This window comes from Alteribacter natronophilus, from assembly GCF_006007885.1.
In the GTDB taxonomy this organism is placed as follows: Bacteria; Bacillota; Bacilli; order Bacillales; family Salisediminibacteriaceae; genus Alteribacter; species Alteribacter natronophilus.
Map to the genome: position 1 here is coordinate 554,099 of NZ_VCRO01000001.1, position 20,393 is coordinate 574,491.

The 20,393-nt window shown below is 48.5% G+C and carries 17 protein-coding genes; all 17 read left to right on the top strand.

Going from position 1 to position 20,393, the window contains the following annotated elements; all coding sequences use genetic code 11:
• The first annotated feature begins 17 nt into the window (after positions 1 to 17).
• Complete coding sequence (locus tag FGB90_RS02825) at positions 18 to 1,685, top strand: ribonuclease J (RefSeq protein WP_138809051.1); 1,668 nt, start codon at positions 18 to 20, stop codon at positions 1,683 to 1,685.
• A 72-nt stretch (positions 1,686 to 1,757) separates the two neighbouring features.
• The gene (locus FGB90_RS02830) at positions 1,758 to 2,519 is read left to right on the top strand and encodes a ClpP family protease (RefSeq protein ID WP_138809052.1); all 762 of its coding nucleotides are present in this window, start codon (positions 1,758 to 1,760) and stop codon (positions 2,517 to 2,519) included.
• Complete coding sequence (locus FGB90_RS02835; RefSeq protein ID WP_138809053.1) at positions 2,516 to 2,764, top strand: YlzJ-like family protein; 249 nt, start codon at positions 2,516 to 2,518, stop codon at positions 2,762 to 2,764. The genes FGB90_RS02830 and FGB90_RS02835 overlap by 4 nt, the downstream gene beginning before the upstream one ends.
• Positions 2,765 to 3,041: 277 nt before the next feature.
• Positions 3,042 to 5,474 (top strand): DNA translocase FtsK, encoded by a 2,433-nt coding sequence (locus FGB90_RS02840; protein WP_138809054.1) that lies wholly within the window; start codon positions 3,042 to 3,044, stop codon positions 5,472 to 5,474.
• 459 nt (positions 5,475 to 5,933) lie between these two features.
• A complete protein-coding gene (locus FGB90_RS02845; protein ID WP_138809055.1) occupies positions 5,934 to 6,653 on the top strand; it encodes a GntR family transcriptional regulator in 720 nt (239 codons plus the stop codon).
• 316 nt (positions 6,654 to 6,969) lie between these two features.
• Positions 6,970 to 8,265, top strand: a complete 1,296-nt coding sequence (yfmF, locus tag FGB90_RS02850) for an EF-P 5-aminopentanol modification-associated protein YfmF (protein ID WP_138809056.1) — start codon at positions 6,970 to 6,972, stop codon at positions 8,263 to 8,265.
• Positions 8,258 to 9,553: an EF-P 5-aminopentanol modification-associated protein YfmH gene (gene yfmH, locus FGB90_RS02855; protein ID WP_138809057.1), complete on the top strand. Its 1,296-nt coding sequence runs from the start codon at positions 8,258 to 8,260 to the stop codon at positions 9,551 to 9,553. The genes yfmF and yfmH overlap by 8 nt, the downstream gene beginning before the upstream one ends.
• Positions 9,554 to 10,282 (top strand): elongation factor P 5-aminopentanone reductase, encoded by a 729-nt coding sequence (gene ymfI, locus FGB90_RS02860; RefSeq protein WP_138809058.1) that lies wholly within the window; start codon positions 9,554 to 9,556, stop codon positions 10,280 to 10,282. It begins immediately after the preceding gene.
• Positions 10,283 to 10,410: 128 nt separating this feature from the next.
• Positions 10,411 to 10,659: a DUF3243 domain-containing protein gene (locus FGB90_RS02865; protein ID WP_138809059.1), complete on the top strand. Its 249-nt coding sequence runs from the start codon at positions 10,411 to 10,413 to the stop codon at positions 10,657 to 10,659.
• 472 nt (positions 10,660 to 11,131) lie between these two features.
• Positions 11,132 to 11,905, top strand: a complete 774-nt coding sequence (locus tag FGB90_RS02870) for a DUF3388 domain-containing protein (RefSeq protein ID WP_138809060.1) — start codon at positions 11,132 to 11,134, stop codon at positions 11,903 to 11,905.
• Between the two features lie 17 nt (positions 11,906 to 11,922).
• Complete coding sequence (locus FGB90_RS02875) at positions 11,923 to 12,816, top strand: helix-turn-helix domain-containing protein (protein ID WP_138809061.1); 894 nt, start codon at positions 11,923 to 11,925, stop codon at positions 12,814 to 12,816.
• A gap of 359 nt (positions 12,817 to 13,175) precedes the next feature.
• Complete coding sequence (gene pgsA, locus FGB90_RS02880) at positions 13,176 to 13,754, top strand: CDP-diacylglycerol--glycerol-3-phosphate 3-phosphatidyltransferase (protein ID WP_138809062.1); 579 nt, start codon at positions 13,176 to 13,178, stop codon at positions 13,752 to 13,754.
• A gap of 21 nt (positions 13,755 to 13,775) precedes the next feature.
• Positions 13,776 to 15,023, top strand: a complete 1,248-nt coding sequence (locus FGB90_RS02885) for a competence/damage-inducible protein A (protein ID WP_138809063.1) — start codon at positions 13,776 to 13,778, stop codon at positions 15,021 to 15,023.
• An 18-nt stretch (positions 15,024 to 15,041) separates the two neighbouring features.
• Positions 15,042 to 16,628, top strand: a complete 1,587-nt coding sequence (locus FGB90_RS02890) for a DEAD/DEAH box helicase (RefSeq protein WP_138809064.1) — start codon at positions 15,042 to 15,044, stop codon at positions 16,626 to 16,628.
• 134 nt (positions 16,629 to 16,762) lie between these two features.
• The gene (locus tag FGB90_RS02895; protein ID WP_138809065.1) at positions 16,763 to 17,095 is read left to right on the top strand and encodes a YfjL-like protein; all 333 of its coding nucleotides are present in this window, start codon (positions 16,763 to 16,765) and stop codon (positions 17,093 to 17,095) included.
• 171 nt (positions 17,096 to 17,266) lie between these two features.
• Positions 17,267 to 18,325, top strand: a complete 1,059-nt coding sequence (recA, locus tag FGB90_RS02900; protein WP_138809066.1) for a recombinase RecA — start codon at positions 17,267 to 17,269, stop codon at positions 18,323 to 18,325.
• Positions 18,326 to 18,685: 360 nt separating this feature from the next.
• The gene (rny, locus tag FGB90_RS02905) at positions 18,686 to 20,254 is read left to right on the top strand and encodes a ribonuclease Y (RefSeq protein ID WP_138809067.1); all 1,569 of its coding nucleotides are present in this window, start codon (positions 18,686 to 18,688) and stop codon (positions 20,252 to 20,254) included.
• The last annotated feature ends 139 nt before the right edge of the window (positions 20,255 to 20,393 follow it).

Consider the following 20,393-nt stretch of genomic DNA (forward strand, 5'->3'; position numbering starts at 1 on the left):
TTAGGAGGAAACAGAGATTGTCTAATAAAAAAACAGAACGGATCCGCCTGTTCGCCCTGGGCGGCATTGGCGAAATCGGTAAAAATATGTATGCAGCGGAACTTGATGATGACATTATTGTAATGGACGGCGGCCTCATGTACCCGGATGACGATATGCTCGGGGTGGATATCGTAATTCCCGACATGTCATACCTCTTTGAAAACCGGGACCGGATAAAAGGGATTATTCTCTCGCACGGGCATGAGGATAATATCGGGGCCATTCCCTACCTGCTGAAGGAAGTGAACGTCCCGGTATACGGAAGCAGGCTCACACTTGCCTTTCTGAAAGATCTGTGCAGGGATTTAAAAGACTGCCCTGTACCGGACCTCAACGAAGTGGACAGTACGTCCAGAATTCAGGTCGGAAAAGCCCCGGTGACTTTTTTCCACGTTACTCACAGCATTCCGGGTTCTCTGGGAATCTGCCTTCACACCTCACAGGGCCCTATTGTATATACGGGGGACTTTAAGCTCGATCCGACTCCCGTTGACGGGAGGGAAACGGAGCTGGGTAAACTGGCGGCTCTCGGTGAAAAAGGGGTTCTCTGTCTGCTCTCGGACAGCATGAATGCTGAAAAGCCCGGTGTCAGCCTGAGTGAATCACGGGTTGAAAACAGCCTGAATGAAGCTTTTTACGATGCATCCGGCCGGGTAATTGTATCGGTTTTTTCAACGAATATAACGAGGATTCAGCAGACTCTTGATGCTGCAGAGCGGACAGGGAGAAAAGTCCTGCCTGCAGGCGGTGGTATGAAGCGGGTGATCGAGACGGCTTCAAGCCATGATTATCTGTCGTATCATCCTGACATGATTATAACCCCACAGGAAGCCGGGCGGCTTGAAGACGACAGACTCGTCGTACTCACTTCAGGAAGCAAAGGGGAGCCTCTTGGTGCTCTGTCCCAGATGGCTAAAGGCACACATAAACATATTAAAGTTAAATCCGGCGACAGAGTCATTATTTCAGCAGCTCCGTCAGCCGGAAACGAGAAATCAATATCCGGGACAATCGACCTTCTGCATCGTGCAGGAGCGGATGTTGTCTATGGTCCCAATAAGGTTCATGCTTCCGGGCACGGGAATCAGGAGGAACTGAAACTCATGCTTAACCTGATCAGACCGCGCTATTTTGTACCGGTTCATGGAGAATACCGGATGCAGTACGCTCACGGGCAACTTGCAGAAAGCTGCGGCATGTCAGGGAAACAGATATTCCTTCTGGATAAAGGGGAGTGTGTTGAGTTCGAACAGCGCAGGGCAAGACGGACGGGAAAAGTTCCTGTCGGTAATGTGCTGATAGATGGACTGGGAGTCGGTGATGTAGGAAATATTGTTCTTCGTGACCGCAGACTTCTGTCCAAAGACGGCATTATTGTGATCGTCGTTACACTGAACCGCCGGTCCAATCAGTGCATCGCCGGACCGGATATTATATCCCGCGGATTTGTTTATGTCAGGGAATCAGAGGATCTGATCAACGAAGCAGAGGCTCTTGTAACCAGGACTCTTGAAGCCTGCCAGGAGCAGCGGATCATGGAATGGTCACAGATTAAGAACAGCATCAGGGATGCACTCGGACGCTTCCTGTATGAAAAAACAAAGCGCAGACCAATGATTATGCCGATTATAATGGAATCCTGATTTACCTGTCTGCATGAAAGGGCGTGCTCTTTTCCATACTATCCGTAGAGTATGAAAGAGGAGGCACACATAATGAATCAGGATTTCCGTAATGATCAGCCGGGACAGAATCCGGATCAGCCCCAGGACCAGGGGAAAGGCAAGGAGAAAGACGGCATACTGGACAAAATCCAGCAGCTTGGCTCAACCAATGTACCGAAAATGGAGGATACAAATATTCACGTCCTTACAATTGTCGGTCAGATTGAAGGGCATATGCAGCTGCCGCCGCAGAATAAAACAACAAAATATGAGCATGTCATTCCCCAGCTTGTAGCGGCTGAACAAAACAGAAAAATTGAAGGTCTTCTTGTAATCCTGAATACCGTCGGAGGAGATGTGGAAGCAGGTCTTGCCCTTGCGGAAATGATCAGTTCCCTCTCAAAACCTACAGTCACGCTAGTCCTTGGAGGCGGCCACTCGATTGGAGTGCCGATAGCGGTCGCATCCGATTATTCCTATATTGCAGAAACGGCAACGATGACCATTCATCCTGTCAGACTTACAGGACTGGTCATCGGTGTTCCTCAGACATTTGAATATATGGATAAGATGCAGGACCGTGTAATCAGCTTCGTAACCCGGAATTCCGATATTTCCGAAGAGAAGTTTAAGGATCTGATGCTGTCAAAAGGGAACCTGACACGGGATATTGGAACGAACGTAATTGGAGAAGATGCAGTAAAATACGGAATGATTAATGAAGTCGGCGGGATTGGAAAAGCGATCAGTAAACTGAATGAGCTGATCGGAAAAGCAGGTTCGTCCAGCGAACAGGGTGAGGTGGTACAGTGATCCTTTATACGTATCAGTCACAGGACCTGATTTTTCCGGTTGATGATTCTGTGTGGGAGCAGCAGCAGACAATGGAAGTTGACGGAGGTTCGCTTATTGTGGAAGCTGTCAATCAGGCAGGTGGAGGTGCTCCGCAGTTCCGTGTTGTCAGGCTCATATCCACTGACCCGAACATGTATCTCGACAGCCGCTATCAGCCGGGAAGCATGCTCAGCGCTGACAGTATCAGTCGCGGGATGGAATAACCTTCCTGGTTCGGCAGTACCTGCTGTGCTATAATGATATGAAAACGTGCGTTCGTATAAGAGGAGCAGCCGTCAGCCGGCCTCCTTCTTTTTTATTCCGTCAGGCAGCCGTCCTGAATATTTTAAAACCTGTTCCTGGTGCTCCTTTCGTTAGACAGGAACAGAGCGTTTTTGATAAAGGCATTTAACTGCCGGCTGACGAAGTATAAGTAACAGAAACAGAACTGCAGATGAAAGCAGCAGACCTTTTTACGGTCTGCATCAGAGGTGATCGCAAGTGGGGAAACGTAAACGGAAAAATACTAAATGGAAGACACAGCTCACGTATGAACTTGCCGGTGTGTTTTTATTTGTCATTGCAACAGTTGCTTTTGCCAGGCTGGGATTCGCCGGTGAGGGGATTGTGCAGCTTTTCAGGTTCATCCTTGGTGACTGGCATATTCTTCTTACCGGCAGTCTGCTTGTGCTTGCTTTTTATTTTATGATTAAAAGAAAGTGGCCGAGCTTCTGGTCCAGAAGAAAAATCGGTTTTTATCTGTTTGTTTTTGCAGTGGCCCTGCTTACGCATGTGCGGCAGTTTGAAGTGCTGTCCCGGGAAACGCCTTTTACGGACCGTTCAGTGATCCGTAATACGTGGCATATCTTTTTTATGCAGCTGAATAACGAATCGGCAGTCGACACGCTTGGTGGAGGTATGGTCGGGGCTCTCGGATTTTCCATGACCCATTTCCTGTTTGCCGAAGGCGGCACCATTGCATTCGCCATCGGTCTGATGGTGGCTTCGGTTATTCTTTTTACGGGCAGATCGGTTATGGATGTACTGAAGAAAGGGTTTGACAAAGCTGCATCGGGAGTCAAGAAGACTCTTACAGCCATGGGAGCCTGGACAATCGAGATGTTCAGTTCCATGAAAGAGGCCATTAATGAAAAGCGTCAGGCTATGAAACAGGAAGCCCGGGCGAGAAAACAGAACCACCAGCCATCAGAGAACGGTGCAAAAGAGCCGGCTGTGCCTGCCCAAAAGCACGAGGATAATGGAGTTGAGGATGAAGAGCCGGTTATTTATGATTTTTCCACAAAGGCCTACCAGGAGGAAACGTCCGATGGTGAACAGAACTCAGCACGGACTCCCGGCCCAACTGATACATACGGGGAACCCGAACTGAACAAAGCACCAGAGAAGTCCGGCATTGTGGAAGAGGAAGACGAGGAGGAAGTCATACCCGTACCTACGGCATCCCTTGCAGCAATTAGCCGGGAAAATGAGAATTACGATCTTCCGGACGCAAGCCTGCTCAATAATCCGAAAAAAACCAACCAGTCGAAAGAACATCACCTTCTCTCAAAGAATGCAAGGAAACTGGAGAATACCCTTGAAAGTTTCGGAGTAAATGCAAAAGTCACGGAAGTGCATCTCGGCCCTTCTGTCACAAAATATGAAGTCTACCCCTCTGCCGGGGTTAAAGTAAGCAAAGTTGTAAATCTGTCAGATGATCTGGCACTTGCACTGGCTGCAAAGGATATCAGGATTGAAGCTCCCATTCCCGGGAAGTCAGCCATCGGCATTGAAGTACCGAATCAGGAAGTGGCACTTGTTACATTAAAGGAAGTGCTGGAAGCAAAAGCAATGACCGATACAGAGAACCCGCTGGCCATCGCACTCGGCCGCAATATCTCAGGTGAGGCAGTGATCGCCGAACTAAACAAAATGCCCCACCTTCTCGTTGCAGGTGCTACAGGAAGCGGGAAAAGTGTCTGTATTAACGGCATAGTCGTCAGTATCCTTATGAGAAGCAAACCCCATGAGGTGAAACTGATGATGATCGATCCAAAGATGGTGGAACTGAATGTCTATAACGGCATTCCCCACCTTCTTTCACCGGTAGTGACCGATCCCAAGAAGGCCTCCCAGGCACTTAAAAAAGTCGTTTCTGAAATGGAGCGGCGCTATGAGCTGTTTGCTGATTCCGGTACAAGGAATATTGAAGGCTACAACGCCTATGTGAAAAAAGAAAACCGGTCAAGAGACGTAGAAGATCAGGCACCCTATCTGCCCTTTATCGTCGTGATTGTAGACGAGCTCGCTGATCTGATGATGGTGGCTTCCTCGGATGTAGAGGATTCCATAACCAGACTTGCGCAGATGGCACGGGCAGCCGGAATTCATCTGATTATCGCCACCCAGCGTCCTTCAGTGGACGTCATTACAGGCGTAATCAAGGCCAATATACCGTCCCGGATTGCGTTCGGTGTTTCGAGTCAGACTGATTCGAGAACGATCCTTGACAGTAACGGGGCCGAAAAGCTCCTTGGAAGGGGAGATATGCTGTTTATCCCTGTAGGCGCCTCCAAACCGACCCGGATACAGGGAGCTTTCCTGAGTGACGAGGAAGTAGAGCGGATTGTCGGCTACTGCATCGACCAGCAGAAAGCAAAATACGCAGAAGAGATGATTCCGCAGGAAGGGGAATCCGGTGGTGTTCAGGAAGCTGCATCCGACGATCTGTATGATGAAGCTGTAGCACTGATTACGGAAATGCAGACAGCTTCGGTTTCCATGCTACAGCGCAGATTCAGAATCGGCTATACCCGGGCAGCCCGTCTGATCGATGAGATGGAAGTCCGGGGCGTAGTGGGGCCGTATGAAGGCAGTAAGCCCCGGGAAGTTCTTGTCAGCAAGCACAGTGACGATCAGGTGTCGAATGGCTGAAAAGTAAGGAAGGGAGTCTCCGGCACAGTTGCCCGGGGACCTCTTCTCTTTTTTTAGGCTGTGTTCGTATAGAGTGTTGCTGTTGGTCACATTATTAATGGAGCGAAAGGCGGTGACTCCAGCGGGAAAAGCATCAGGTGCGAGCGTTTACAGCCTGTGATTGCTTCGAGCTGCTTCGACGCATACAGCTTCGAAGCTTACCTTGCAGAGGAAGAAGCAGAAGCACTCCCCAGGAGGCTGAAGCGATGCCCGCGGAAAGCATCCGCCTGCAGCGCAATAAAACAACAATCTATCCGAAAACAGCTTTTTTTTATCAGAACGGTTTCCTTCCTAAAGACGGTGAATCTGTAAGGTGGGGAATCATATATTGTTAAGCTGGTGTACATCCTGGATTCATGGTAAAGTGACATTAGAAAATTATGTGAAAATAGAGAAAATGGTGGTAAGGGGAGAACGTCAATGATTAAGTCCGATCAGCGTCCGCTTTATCTTCAGGTGATCGATCGTATTAAAAATGATATTGAAACCGGGCACTACGAACCCGGGCAGCGTCTGCCGTCCGAATTCGAACTTTCGAGGAAACTCGGGGTAAGCAGAGCAACACTTCGTGAAGCGCTTCGTATGCTTGAAGATGAAAGCGTCATCTTAAGAAGGCACGGTGTTGGCACATTTATCAGCGAAAAGCCGATGTTTACATCAGGTATAGAAGAACTGAACAGCGTAACGGATATGATTAAAGGAAGCCAGATGGAACCGGGCACCATTTTTCTCTCCGAGTCGGAAGCTGTGGCAACGGAAGAGGACTGCCGCATTTTCAAGGATAAGAATCCCGGGGAAATGATTGTAATTGAGCGGGTGCGTACAGCGGACGGCCAGCCGGTTGTCTACTGTCTCGACCGGATCCCTAAAAAACTTCTTCCGGACTATTCCAACCGCAGGGAGGAATCTCTTTTTACCCAGCTGGAGGCGTCCGGCACAACAATCAGTTATGCGCACACCCAGATTGAGCCTGTAGGGTATCATGAGAAAATCTCCGGCATGCTTGAATGCAGTCCCGAAACGTCACTTCTCACGCTTAAGCAGATGCACTATGACTTTCAGGAGCGTCCGGTTCTTTATTCAATGAATTACTTCAGGGCGGATAAATTTAAATTTCACGTCATCCGTAAACGGGTATAGCCTGAATATCATAATCGTATTAAAAAAAGGTATCCTAATAAAGAACGCGCCGGGTCTGCTGTTTAACTTTAACGCCGGAGGATACTTTTACAATGTGTTTTAATCTTTAGGCTGTGTTCGTATAGATTGTTGCTATTTATCAAATTAACTATCGAGCGAAAGGCGGCGACGCCGGCGGGAATAGCATCAGGTGAAGACCCCGCAGGGTGTTTTTCCCGAGGAGGCTGAAGCGATGCAAAGCGTCCGCCTGCAGCGGAATAAAGCAACAACCTTTCCGACTACAGCTAATCTTTAAGATAAATGAGGAGGTTTCAGAATGGAAGCCATTAATGTAAACGAGTTTTCGCATGGGCCTGTAAATGTTCATGTAATAAAGTCCGATACTTACAAAACAAACACGCTCGTGCTACATATCCGTGCCGACCTGACAGAAGAGGATCATACGATGAGGGCACTGCTGCCGCAGGTGCTGCAAAGCGGTTCAAAAGACTACCCGACCCGCCAGAAAATCCGTCAGGAACTGGACGGACTCTACGGTGCCACGCTGGCTGGAGATGTTAATAAAAAAGGCGAGAATCACCTGATTTCCTTTAAGCTTGAAGTGGCTAATGAAAAATATCTGAAAGACAGCACTCCGCTTCTGGAACAGGCCTTTAAAATGATGACGTCTGTCGTGACGAACCCGCTGGCAGAAAACGGTGCGTTCAGGGAGTCGATTGTCAAAAGCGAAAAGCGGAATCTGAAGCAGCGTATTCAGAGTGTATACGATGATAAGATCCGCTACGCAAATATGCGCTTAAACGAGGAAATGTGCAAAGATGAGCCTTACGGGCTTTTTGTATACGGCAATGAAGACCAGCTCGATTCGATTACCCCTGAAGAGCTGTATGCCTACTATGAAAGAGTAATGAAGGAAGATCTCTTCGATCTGTATGTGGTGGGCGATGTGGAGACCGATGAGATTAAACGCCTTGTGGAAGGGAACTTCTCTTTACCCGGAAGTGAACGGAGGAAGGAAAAGACCCCGTCCACAGCATCCGCTCAAGAGGAAGCTGATGAGAACGAGATCTTTGAGGAACAGGATCTGAGCCAGGGCAAACTTCATCTCGGTTACCGTACGAATGTAACCTACCAGGACGACGACTATTTTGCTCTCCAGCTGTTTAACGGTTTATTCGGCGGATTCTCACACTCCAAGCTGTTTATCAATGTTCGCGAAAAAGCAAGCCTCGCCTATTATGCAGCGTCACGGGTGGAGAGCCACAAAGGCCTACTTATGGTCATGTCGGGAATTGAGACTTCCAATTACGAAAAAGCAGTTACGATTATCCGGGAACAGATGGAAGCCATGAAAAACGGCGATTTTGAAGAGGAGCAGCTTGAGCAGACGAAATCAGTGCTTAAAAACCAGCTCCTTGAAACAATGGATGCTCCGCGGGGTCTTGTTGAACTTCTTTATCACAATGAACTTGGTCAGAGGAACAGAAAGCTTGATGAATGGATTCCGGGCATTGAAAAGGTTACAAAAGAAGATGTTATCCGTGTTGCCGGTCAGGCGAAGCTGGATACAATTTACTTCCTGAAAGGAATGGAGGGTGGTTCAGATGAATAAACAGACTTTTGATCAGCTCAAAGAAACGCTGTATTACGAACAGCTCGACAACGGCCTGGACGTATACATCCTGCCAAAACCCGGCTTCAATAAGACGTTTGCCACCTTTACAACCAAATACGGCTCAATCGATAACCACTTTATTCCCCTTCAGGAAAAGGAAGCTGTAAAGGTTCCCGACGGAATTGCCCATTTTCTTGAGCACAAGCTGTTTGAGGATGAAGACGGGGACGTTTTCCAGCAGTTCAGCAAACAGGGTGCTTCTGCGAATGCCTTTACAAGCTTCACAAGAACGGCGTACCTGTTTTCGAGTACTTCAAACGTAAAGGAAAACCTGACTACGCTTCTTAACTTTGTACAGAAGCCTTATTTTACGGAAGAAAGTGTGGAAAAGGAAAAGGGCATCATCGGTCAGGAAATTAAAATGTACGATGACAATCCTGACTGGCGGGGATACTTCGGGCTGATCGGTAATCTTTACGAGTACCACCCCGTAAAAATCGATATTGCCGGCACAGTGGACTCCATCAATAAAGTAACGAAGGATCTCCTCTATACCTGCTATGAAACATTCTATCACCCAAACAATATGCTTTTATTTATTGTAGGAAATGTGGATGCAGAAGAGATGATGTCGCTCGTCAAGGAAAACCAGGCCGGAAAGGAATTCGCTGAACCTGAGCGAATTCAGCGTTTCTTTGAAGCAGAGCCACCTGAAGTGGACCAGCCTGAGCAGACCATACCGATGAACGTCAAAACCGGAAAGTGTCTGACCGGGTTCAAGGACCGTTCTCCGGACCGTCAGGGTGAAGACCTGCTGCGTCATGAGCTTGCCATTAACATTCTTCTGGAAATGATGTTCGGCCAGAGTTCCAGCAACTATGAAACCCTTTATGAAGAGGGTCTGATCGATGATACTTTCTCGTTTGACTACTCCGGTGAACTCGGTTTCGGTTTTTCCGTGATCGGCGGGGATACGTCCGAACCTGATAAGCTCGCGGACCGCATTAAGGAAATGGTGGCTGAATTTACGTCAGGTACACTCGACGAACAGGCTGTTGAATCGGTAAGGAAAAAGAAAATCGGGTTTTTCCTGCGATCCCTGAATTCACCTGAATACATCGCCAATCAGTTTACCCGTTACGAATTTAATGACATGAACCTGTTTGACGTGATTCCGGTTCTTGAATCCATTACAGTTGAGGATCTGCAGGAGGCCATGGCTGAGCATTTCAGAACGGACGGTCAGTTCAGCAAATGTCTTGTTAAACCGAAAGGAGGAGCATAATTGGCTCCTACAGCTTTGATTACCGGGGCGAGCGGCTCAATAGGAAGAGCCGCCGCCCTTCGTCTTGGGGCGGACGGGTACAGGCTTGTTCTCCACTATAACCGTAACCTGGAGGCGGTAAGGGAACTCCTGGTCAGTCTGGAGAAGGCAGGGTGCACGGATGTACATACCATTCAGGCCGATCTTGCTGCAGCAGGAGGAGTGCAGCGCCTTATTTCGGGAACCGGTGGAGAGGTGGATGTACTTGTTCATAACAGCGGTAAAAGCTACACAGGTCTGGTACAGGATTTTACGGCTGGAGATACCGAACAGGCATTCAGGCTCGGACTTGGCGCACCTTATGAAATTACCAACGGACTCCTTCCTGGTATGCTTGCAAAAAAGAAGGGGAAAATTATTGTCATCTCGTCCATCTGGGGCCTTACCGGGGCTTCGTGTGAAGTACTGTACTCCATGATCAAAGGCGGCCTTAACGCCTATGTAAAAGCACTTGCCAAGGAGCTTGGCCCTTCGGGGATTCAGGTGAATGCCGTTGCACCGGGACTGATTGATACACCGATGAATGAACATATGAATGATGCTGAACGAGAAGCACTGCTGGAGGAAATTCCCGCAGGACGGCCGGGAACCCCTGAAGATGTGGCAGAGGCGGTGGCGTATCTGGCATCACCGGCTTCGGATTACGTGAGCGGGCAGATTCTGTCAGTTAACGGCGCCTGGCACTGCTGAGTACTGAGACACAGCCGGACAGGCTTCAACTTTGTAAAGCCGGCAGGAGAAAAACTTTCCTTCTTATGCATAGTTCCCTTTCATATTGAGAAACTAATGGAGAACTACACCAAAAGGGAGGGTACACCATGAGTGTATTGGACAACTGGGAACAGTGGAAACATTTCCTCGGCGATCGTCTTGATCAGGGGAAACAGGAAGGTATGAACGATCAGGTCGTATCTGACGTGGCATACCAGGTAGGCGAATACCTTGCTGAGCAGGTGGAGCCGAAAAATGAACAGGAAGCCGTTCTTGCCGACATGTGGAAAGTGGCAAACGAAGAAGAACAGCACGCCATTGCGAACATGATGGTAAAGCTGGTGCAGGGAAAATAACCGTAAACAAAAGTGCTGCGTGCCGCGGCACTTTTTTTACGTAAAAGATGTTTTCGGAAAGATTGTTGTTTTATTCCGCTGCAGGCGGACGCTTTCCGCGGGCATCGCTTCAGCGAGCCGGAGAAGTCCTTCTGCTTCTTCCTCTGCAAGTTAATCTACGAGGCTGTATGCGTCGAAGCAGCTCGAAGCAATTACAGGATGTAACGCTCGCAGCTGATGCTGTTCCCGCCGGCGTCGCCGCCTTTCGCTGCATAAGTAATTTGGTCAATAACAACAATCCATACGTACACAGCCTCCGTAAAAGCCCCCTGACATACATGCCGAAAAACTCAAGGCGGCACTGACCATGAAGACTGAGGCAAAATACAGGGGCTTTTCCATGATTTCTCTTTAAAACGATTTGAAAATACTTTATGATAGAAAAAGGAATCTGACGAGTTTTGACGAATCCCTTTCCGGAAAGGAGTTCTTTATGGATAAAAAGGAATGGTACCTTGAATATCAGATACATGAGAACCGTCCTGGACTTCTTGGTGAAATAGCTTCCCTTCTCGGTATGCTGAGAATTAATATTGTTACAATCAACGGTGTGGAGCACAGAAGAAGAGGTATGCTCATCCGGAGTGAAAGTGACGAAGCGATTGAGCGCCTCAAGTTTATACTTGAGACGATGGATATAATTACACTTAGAAAGATCAGGGAACCCAAACTCAGGGACCGTCTGGCTGTAAGACACGGCCGCTATATTGAGCGTGATGAGGATGAGAAGAAAACATTCCGCTTTGTAAGAGACGAGCTTGGAGTTCTGGTGGATTTTATGGCAGAACTTTTTAAAAAAGACGGACATCGCCTCATAGGAATCAGGGGCATGCCGCGGGTCGGGAAAACGGAATCAGTCGTTGCTGCGAGTGTGTGTGCAAGTAAAAGGTGGTCATTTCTTTCCTCCACTCTGCTCAGACAGACGATCCGCAGCCAGCTTGCTGATGATGAATTTTCGGAAAATCATATTTATATTATTGACGGGATCGTTTCAACGATGAGGGCATCCGAGAAACACAGAATGCTTGTGTCGGAGATCATGAGGCTCCCTGCCACAAAAGTTGTTGAGCATCCGGATATCTTTATCCGTGAAACGGAGTATTCACTCGATGATTTTGATTATATTATTGAACTGAGAAGCGATGAATCGGAAGAAATTACATACGAAGCTGTAGACTCAGGTTTTTCATCCTTCGATATCAGCTAGTTTGGAAGGTGTTAGCATTGTCAGAATTAGGTGTACGTTTAAAGTCGGCCAGGGAAGAACAGAATCTTTCGCTTGAGGAGCTTCAGGTAAAGACGAAAATTCAGAAACGCTATCTGGCTGCAATCGAGGAAGGGGATTTCAGCCGGCTTCCTGGCGAGTTTTATGCCAGGGCTTTTGTAAAAAGCTATGCAGAAGCAGTTGGGCTGGATCCTGAACTTCTTTTGGAGGAGCACAGCGACGAACTGCCGGCTAAACGGGGGGAACAGGCGAACCTTCCTCCTCGTGTAAGCCGGAAAAAAGAAAACAGCCGGAAAAAACCGGTGAAAAAAAGCACGGGCAGAGTTTCATCCCTGCTTAACACGTTAATTATTGCAGTTATAGTACTTATACTTCTTGGTGCTGCATTATTTTTCTTCCAGAGTCAGGCCCGCGATGACGCTGTTCAGCGTGAAAACTCAGGCGGTGACTTCGATGACAGTGCAGCCGTGACAGACTCCGGGCAGACAGACGAAGACGAAGCCGCTGATGAGGATCAGCAGGAGGAAGAAGCGGACGAGGAGGAGCCGGTGGAGGAGGAAGCACCGGAGCAGGAGATTTCTGTAGAGGATATCAGTGGTTATAATTCCACGCTTACACTGTCAGACACAGACACTTTTGAGTTCCGTGCAGAAGTGAATGACAGGACGTGGGTTGATATTGTTGATACTGAGGGTGGAACACTGGCTGGGGAGAATTTTGACGCCGGTACCGTACTGGAGTACGACTTCTCCGAGGAGGAGGAAGTAAGGGTTAACATAGGGCATGCACCGGGGGTCGATGTTTTTATCAATGATGAACCGTTGGATTACCCTATCGATTTTGACGATCATACCCATCAGAGACTGATCATTCAGTTTAATCCAGGCGAATAATGCCATTCAGTTCCGGAAAACAGATGATGTCTTCCGGAACTTTTTTAGCGGCTGCCGCCTTAAGGACGCTTATTCGAGGTTGCCACGTCAGGTGAAAATCGCACCTTGAGGTTTTAAAGGGAGCAGCGGCTTCGCCCGATCCGGTCATACCGGGAGTGCACCGGTATGACTGGAAGACCGGGGATCGGCTCCGCACGCCGCTTCGAGGTTGCCACGTCAGGTGAAAATCGCACCTGACGTGGCAACCTCTCGCAATTGGTGGTTGAGTCTGGTAAAATTGACAAAGATGCTTATAGCCTGAACGGCCGGGACTTAAGCGGGAATTACCGCTTATGATTTGACGCATAAGGAGGCCCAACATGAATGTACCCAATCAGATTACAATATCCCGGATTTTTTTAATCCCTTTGTTTATGATCTTCCTTCTCGTACCTTTTAACTGGGGAGAGATTGGACTTTTCGGCGCTGACATTCCTGCAGCGCATTTTACTGCTGCACTTATTTTTATTGTGGCTGCTTCCACTGACTGGCTCGATGGGTATTATGCAAGAAAATACAACCTGGTTACAAATATGGGGAAGTTCCTCGATCCCCTTGCAGATAAACTGCTTATTACCGCAGCATTTGTAGCCCTCGTGGAACTGGGAATGTTTCCTGCATGGGCAGCGGTACTTATTCTCAGCCGGGAATTTGCAGTAACCGGCCTGCGCCTCGTTGCTTCAGCCGGCGGGGATGTGATTGCAGCAAGCAATTGGGGAAAATGGAAAACAGTCAGCCAGATCGTAGCGGCATCGGCGATTATGTTACATAATACGATTTTTACGCTTCTGTCGATTCCGTTTGATACAATCATGATCTATGTGGCTGTTATTCTGACTCTTTTTTCCGGATGGGATTATTTCGTTAAAAATAAACACGTTCTTTCCGGCTCTGAGTGACGGAATATCTGGAGGCACAGTATGAAGGCAGAAATTATCGCAGTAGGCTCCGAGCTTCTGCTCGGCCAGATTTCAAATACGAATGCACGGTTTCTTTCCGGGAAAATGACTGAAGTGGGCGTGGATGTTCACTTTCATACAGCAGTCGGAGACAACCGGAGCAGGCTTACAGCAGCCCTTTCAGCTGCAGAAAAACGCTCAGATCTGATCATACTGACAGGTGGTCTCGGTCCAACCAGGGATGATCTTACGAAAGAAACAGTTGCAGAGTTTACCGGAACAAACCTGGTTATGGATTCCGAGTCACTGTCCCGTATTGAGTCTTATTTTCGGAAACGGGATCTCCCGATGACAGAAAATAATAGAAAACAGGCAGCCGTGATCGAAGGGGCAGACGTTTTTATAAACTATAACGGACTGGCCTGCGGTATGGCAGTAAAAGGTGAAACAGTGATTGTACTCCTGCCCGGACCCCCGGGGGAGCTTGAGCCGATGGTTCAGCGGGACCTGCTCCCCTGGCTTGCCCGGATGACAGGTACGGGCGAGGCCATTACGTCTCGGGTACTCCGCTTTTTCGGGATTGGGGAAGCGCAGCTTGCCGGGGAAATTGATGATATTATAGCGAATCAGAGCAACCCTACAGTGGCTCCTCTTGCATCCGACGGTGAGGTTACCATCAGACTTACGTCCAAGGGGATGCCGGATCAGAACGTACAGGCCCTGGATCGGATGGAAAAGACAATCCTTTCCCGTGCCGGCACCTGGTTCTACGGATATGATACAAATACACTCGCGAAGGTTACAGCTGACGCGCTCGGTAAATCAGGCTCCACCATTGCATGTGCAGAGAGTCTGACGGGAGGGATGTTCGGATCCATGCTTACAGGAGAAAGCGGGGCATCATCCTTTTATACCGGCGGCGTAATCTGTTATGATGCTAACGTAAAGCAGAACGTCCTGAATGTAAAAGAGGACACGATCAGGACGTACGGAACCGTGAGCAGGGAGTGTGCAGCAGAACTCGCCGAAAACGTACGTACGTTAATGAAAAGCACGATTGGCATCAGCTTTACCGGTGTGGCAGGGCCTGATTCCCTGGAAGGGAAAGAACCGGGTCTGGTCTTTATTGCAATAGCAGACAGCAGAGGAACAGCAGTGAAGAGGCTGTCGCTTGCAGGGAGCCGTTCTGCCGTACGTGAACGGGCAGCCAAATTCGGCTGTTATTTTTTACTGAAACAGCTCAATGAAGAGGAATCAACGAAAGAGTAAAAGGTGGATGAATAGTTTATGAAATTTGAAGACTTTCAAATATCGGAACCGATTAGACGTGCGATCACAGACATGGGATTTGAAGCCCCGTCCCCAATTCAGGAAAAAGTCATTCCGGTTATTCTGGATGGCAGTGATGTCATCGGACAGGCCCAGACAGGGACCGGGAAAACAGCAGCATTCGGCATACCGCTCATCGAAAAAATAACATCTGATAATCACGTACAGGCCATTATACTGACGCCAACCCGGGAACTGGCGATCCAGGTAGCCGGAGAGCTGCAGAAACTCTCCCGCCATAAAAATGTCCGTACCCTTCCGATTTACGGCGGCCAGTCCATTGGTCAGCAGATTAAATCATTAAAACGGGGCGTTCACATTGTGGTAGGTACGCCGGGACGCGTCCTGGATCATCTTAACCGGAGAACTCTCCAGCTGGGAAAAATTCACACTTTTATCCTTGATGAGGCCGATGAAATGCTTGATATGGGCTTTATTGAAGATATTGAAAAGGTACTGAAAATGGCAAACCGGGATAAACAGATGATGCTTTTCTCGGCCACAATGCCGCCGCCGATCCGCAAGCTTTCAAATAAATACATGAACAGGCCCGAACAGATAACGATCAGCAAGGGAGAAATGACCGCTCCTTCCATTTCACAGGTTTACTATAAAGTGCTCGAGAAAAATAAGCTTGAATCCCTGTGCCGTGTCATTGACAGCGAGCACATCGATCTGGGTATTGTGTTCTGCCGCACGAAAAAGGGTGTTGCCGAACTTACGGAAGCCCTTCAGGCCAGAGGATACATGGCAGACGGCCTCCACGGTGATCTGACTCAGTCCCAGCGCGACATGGTTATGAAAAAATTCCGGGATTCAACTATTGAATTTTTAATTGCAACCGATGTTGCTGCACGCGGCCTTGATGTGGAAAATGTCTCCCACGTTATTAACTACGATATCCCACAGGATCCGGAAAGCTATGTTCACCGGATCGGCAGAACAGGGCGTGCAGGCAGGGAAGGGCTTGCAATTACACTTGTGACACCAAGGGAAATGAAGCACCTTCGCTCCATTGAAGTTGAAATTAAAATGCAGATCCCATCACAGAACCTCCCATCTATTGAGGAAGTGGTGGAAAAGCAGCAGGAAACGTGGAAAAAACAGATCGTCGACCTTATGGAACTTCACGATGAAACGGATCTTTACGAAACGATCGTCACGGATCTGTTAAAAGACTATCCCCCGGAAAAGGTAGTCACTTCACTTCTGAAACTTGCTTTCTACGGTCATGATAATCTTTCTGATGATGCGGCATATGATTTCGGTGATACCGGTGCCCAGAAAGGCATGACCCGCTTCTTCATTAATGTAGGAAGAAACGTTGAGCTTACACCGAAGAAACTGGTGGAGGAAGTGGCGGACCTGGCCGGCATACCCGGCCGTACGATCGGCAAGATCGATATCTTTGAAAACTTTACGTTTATTGAGGTTCCCGAGGAAGCTGCCCCGTTTGTATATGAGGCGATTAAATATTCCCGCCTGAACGGCGCAAGAGTCAACCTTGAACCCGCTAAACCGCGTCCGAAACGGCGCCAGAGATAAGGCCATACTCTGTTTTTCGGCAGGCAGGGTTTTCCGTCCATCAAAACGGAAAATCCTGCTTTTTATATTTCCGGTTAAACTTTTTCCTGTCTTTCCGTATAGTACAGTAACAGGTGCAGACGGGGGGACGAAAAATGAACAGGTGGTTTGCCGGTACCGCAGCAGCAGTTCTGCTTGCAGCCATGGTTTTTCTCTACTGGCACGTGAAGGGAACACCGTGGATGCACGCAGCCGCAGCCGGGCATGCAAAATCTTTTATTGCCCAGCAGTACGGGGAAGAGGAAGAGACTCTCTCAGTCAGGGAGACCAAATACTCCCTGGAGGCGGAACGTTTTGCTGTCACTGTGACAGGTCCGGGCGGAGAAAAATATGAAGCGGCTGTAAGAATGGAAAATCGTCATGAGACAGCACTTATTCTCGACGTAACGGGACAGTTCGATCCTCTGGGACTCAGTTACTGCCATTAAACAGGGCATTTAATGGAGACAGAACAATCCTGGAAAAAATACGAACGAATGTTTGCCAAAATGGTTGGCAAACGTCTCAAAACAAGGTAGAATAGGGTTATGCAATTGAAACGATAAACGCTTGCCCACTGTACAGATAGAAACGGGGCCGCGTAAAAGGAGAGATATAATATGTCAGACCGCAAACAGGCACTGGATATGGCCTTGCGTCAGATTGAGAAACAATTCGGTAAAGGATCTGTTATGAAACTGGGGGAACAGGCTGAACAGCGCGTCTCCACCGTATCAAGCGGTACACTCGCCCTTGATATTGCACTCGGTGTCGGCGGCTACCCGAAAGGCCGTGTTATCGAGGTTTACGGCCCGGAATCCTCCGGTAAAACGACTGTGGCGCTTCACGCCATTGCTGAAATACAGCGTCAGGGTGGACAGGCTGCCTTTATCGATGCCGAGCATGCCCTCGATCCGATTTATGCCCAGAAACTTGGTGTCAACATAGATGAACTTCTTCTTTCCCAGCCGGATACAGGAGAGCAGGCGCTTGAAATTGCCGAGGCGCTTGTGCGAAGCGGAGCTATTGATATGATCGTGGTGGACTCTGTTGCTGCCCTTGTACCGAAAGCCGAAATCGAGGGAGAGATGGGGGACAGCCACGTTGGTCTTCAGGCCCGGCTCATGTCCCAGGCACTTCGTAAACTTTCAGGTGCCGTAAACAAGTCCAAGACGATTGCCGTATTCATCAACCAGATCCGTGAGAAAGTCGGTGTTATGTTCGGTAATCCGGAAACGACTCCCGGAGGCCGGGCCCTTAAGTTCTATTCCTCTGTCCGTCTTGAAGTGCGCCGTGCAGAAGCACTGAAGCAGGGGAATGATATGGTTGGTAACAAAACAAAGATCAAAATCGTGAAGAACAAAGTTGCTCCGCCGTTCAGAACAGCGGAAGTGGACATTATGTACGGTGAAGGGATCTCAAGAGAAGGCTCAATTCTGGACATCGGTTCGGATCTCGACATTGTGCAGAAGAGCGGTGCCTGGTACTCCTTTAATGAGGAGCGTCTTGGTCAGGGAAGAGAGAACGCGAAACAGTTCCTGAAGGAAAATGATGAAGTGACCCGGCAGATTGAAACCCGGATCCGTGAATACCACGGCCTTCTCGAGCCGCAGGAAGTTCCGCCGGGAGAAGCCGATTTCGAAGGTGAAAAAGAAGACCTGCCACTGGACCTTAAATAAAGTACGGCTGTAAGCTGCCTGGAGCCGGTCCGCACCGTTGCGGACGGCGGGTGCAGCAGGCGGAATTATAACATCAGCCGAAAATCAGTCACATGATTACAAGCCTGCAGGGAACCGGATTTTCCTGCAGGCTTTTTATCTTCTGATAACACCCGTCACTGCAGGCTGATTTTCACTTATCCAACTCTACCAAAGCTTGACAATGTGGTAACTGGGACATACAATTAAAAAGAATACCGTAATACCTCATACTCAATTTTGTTTGACCTGTGCTGGATGTGCGCTAATACCGAACCATTGAAACAATGACACGAAACAAAAAAACGAACAACATGAATAGCATGAGGAGGTGAATCAGTCATGACTGACAACACAGTCGTTCTCATCCTCATTTTGCTAATCACTGCTGCAGTATGTGTCGTCATCGGATACTTCGTACGTAAATCCATTGCAGAAGCCAAGATTTCCAGTGCGGAACAACTGGCAAAACAAATCACCGAAGAAGCAAAGCGTGAAGCGGATTCGAGCAGGAAAGAAGCAATTCTTGAAGCTAAAGATGAAGCCCACAAACTCCGGATCGAGTCCGAGCGTGAAGCACGGGAGCGAAGAAATGAAATTTCCAAAACGGAGAACCGCTTGGGACAGAAGGAAGAAGTTTTAGACCGTAAAAGTGAAACCTTGGACAAAAAAGAAGAATCTTTGGAAAAACGTGAAGAAGAGCTGACGGCACGTCAGCGGAACATCGATGAAATGAATAGCAAAGTTGAGGAACTGCTTCAGAAGCAGGAAGACGAACTTGCACGAATTTCCGGCTTTACGAAAGAGGAAGCCAGGGATATTATCATGAAGTCCGTCGAGGATGAATTAACACACGAAAAAGCGATTATGATCAAGGAAGCCGTGACCAATGCGAAGAATGAAGCTGATAAAAAGGCCAAGGAGATTCTATCCACCGCCATACAGCGCTGCGCAGCGGATCACGTGGCAGAAACAACAGTAAGCGTTGTGTCACTGCCTAATGATGAGATGAAAGGCCGGATCATTGGCCGGGAAGGACGGAATATCCGTGCTCTCGAAACATTGACTGGTATCGACCTTATTATTGATGACACACCTGAGGCTGTTATCCTATCGGGATTTGATCCGATTCGCCGCGAAATTGCCAAGACCACACTTGAAAAACTCGTTCAGGACGGACGGATTCATCCGGCCCGGATTGAGGAAATGGTGGAAAAATCCCGCCGTGAAGTGGATGAACTTATCCGTGAATACGGAGAGCAGACAACCTTTGAAGTGGGCATACACGGACTGCATCCGGATCTTATAAAGATCCTTGGACGCTTAAAGTTCCGTACCAGCTATGGCCAGAACGTGCTGAAGCACTCAATGGAAGTATCCTACCTTGCAGGCCTCATGGCAAGCGAGCTGGGAGAAGACGTAACGCTGGCCCGCCGTGCAGGACTGCTTCACGATATCGGTAAGGCAATTGATCACGAAGTTGAGGGAAGTCACGTTGAAATCGGGGTTGAACTCGGCACGAAATACAAAGAACATCCAGTTGTAATTAACAGTATCGCTTCCCACCATGGAGACACGGAGGCCACTTCCGTTATTGCCTCTCTCGTCGCGGCAGCTGACGCTCTGTCTGCAGCCCGTCCGGGAGCAAGAAGGGAAACGCTTGAAACCTATATTAAACGTCTGGAAAAGCTTGAGGAGATTTCCGAGTCCTTTAACGGAGTCGAGAAGACTTTTGCGATTCAGGCAGGCCGTGAAGTTCGAATCATGGTGAAACCGGATACGATCAATGATGATGATTCGTACCGTCTCGCCCGTGAAATCACGAAAAAAATTGAAGATGAACTCGATTATCCCGGCCATATTAAGGTGACCGTGATCCGTGAGACGCGAGCAGTTGAGTATGCGAAATAAAGTGGCATTTTGCCACTTTATTTTTATGTACAGGAAAAATGGCCATACTTTTAGGGTACATACACAAAAGAAATCATATTAGCCGGAGGGGAATTTTGCTGCGGGCGGATGCTTTTTGCGGATTCCCGCTGCAGACTCC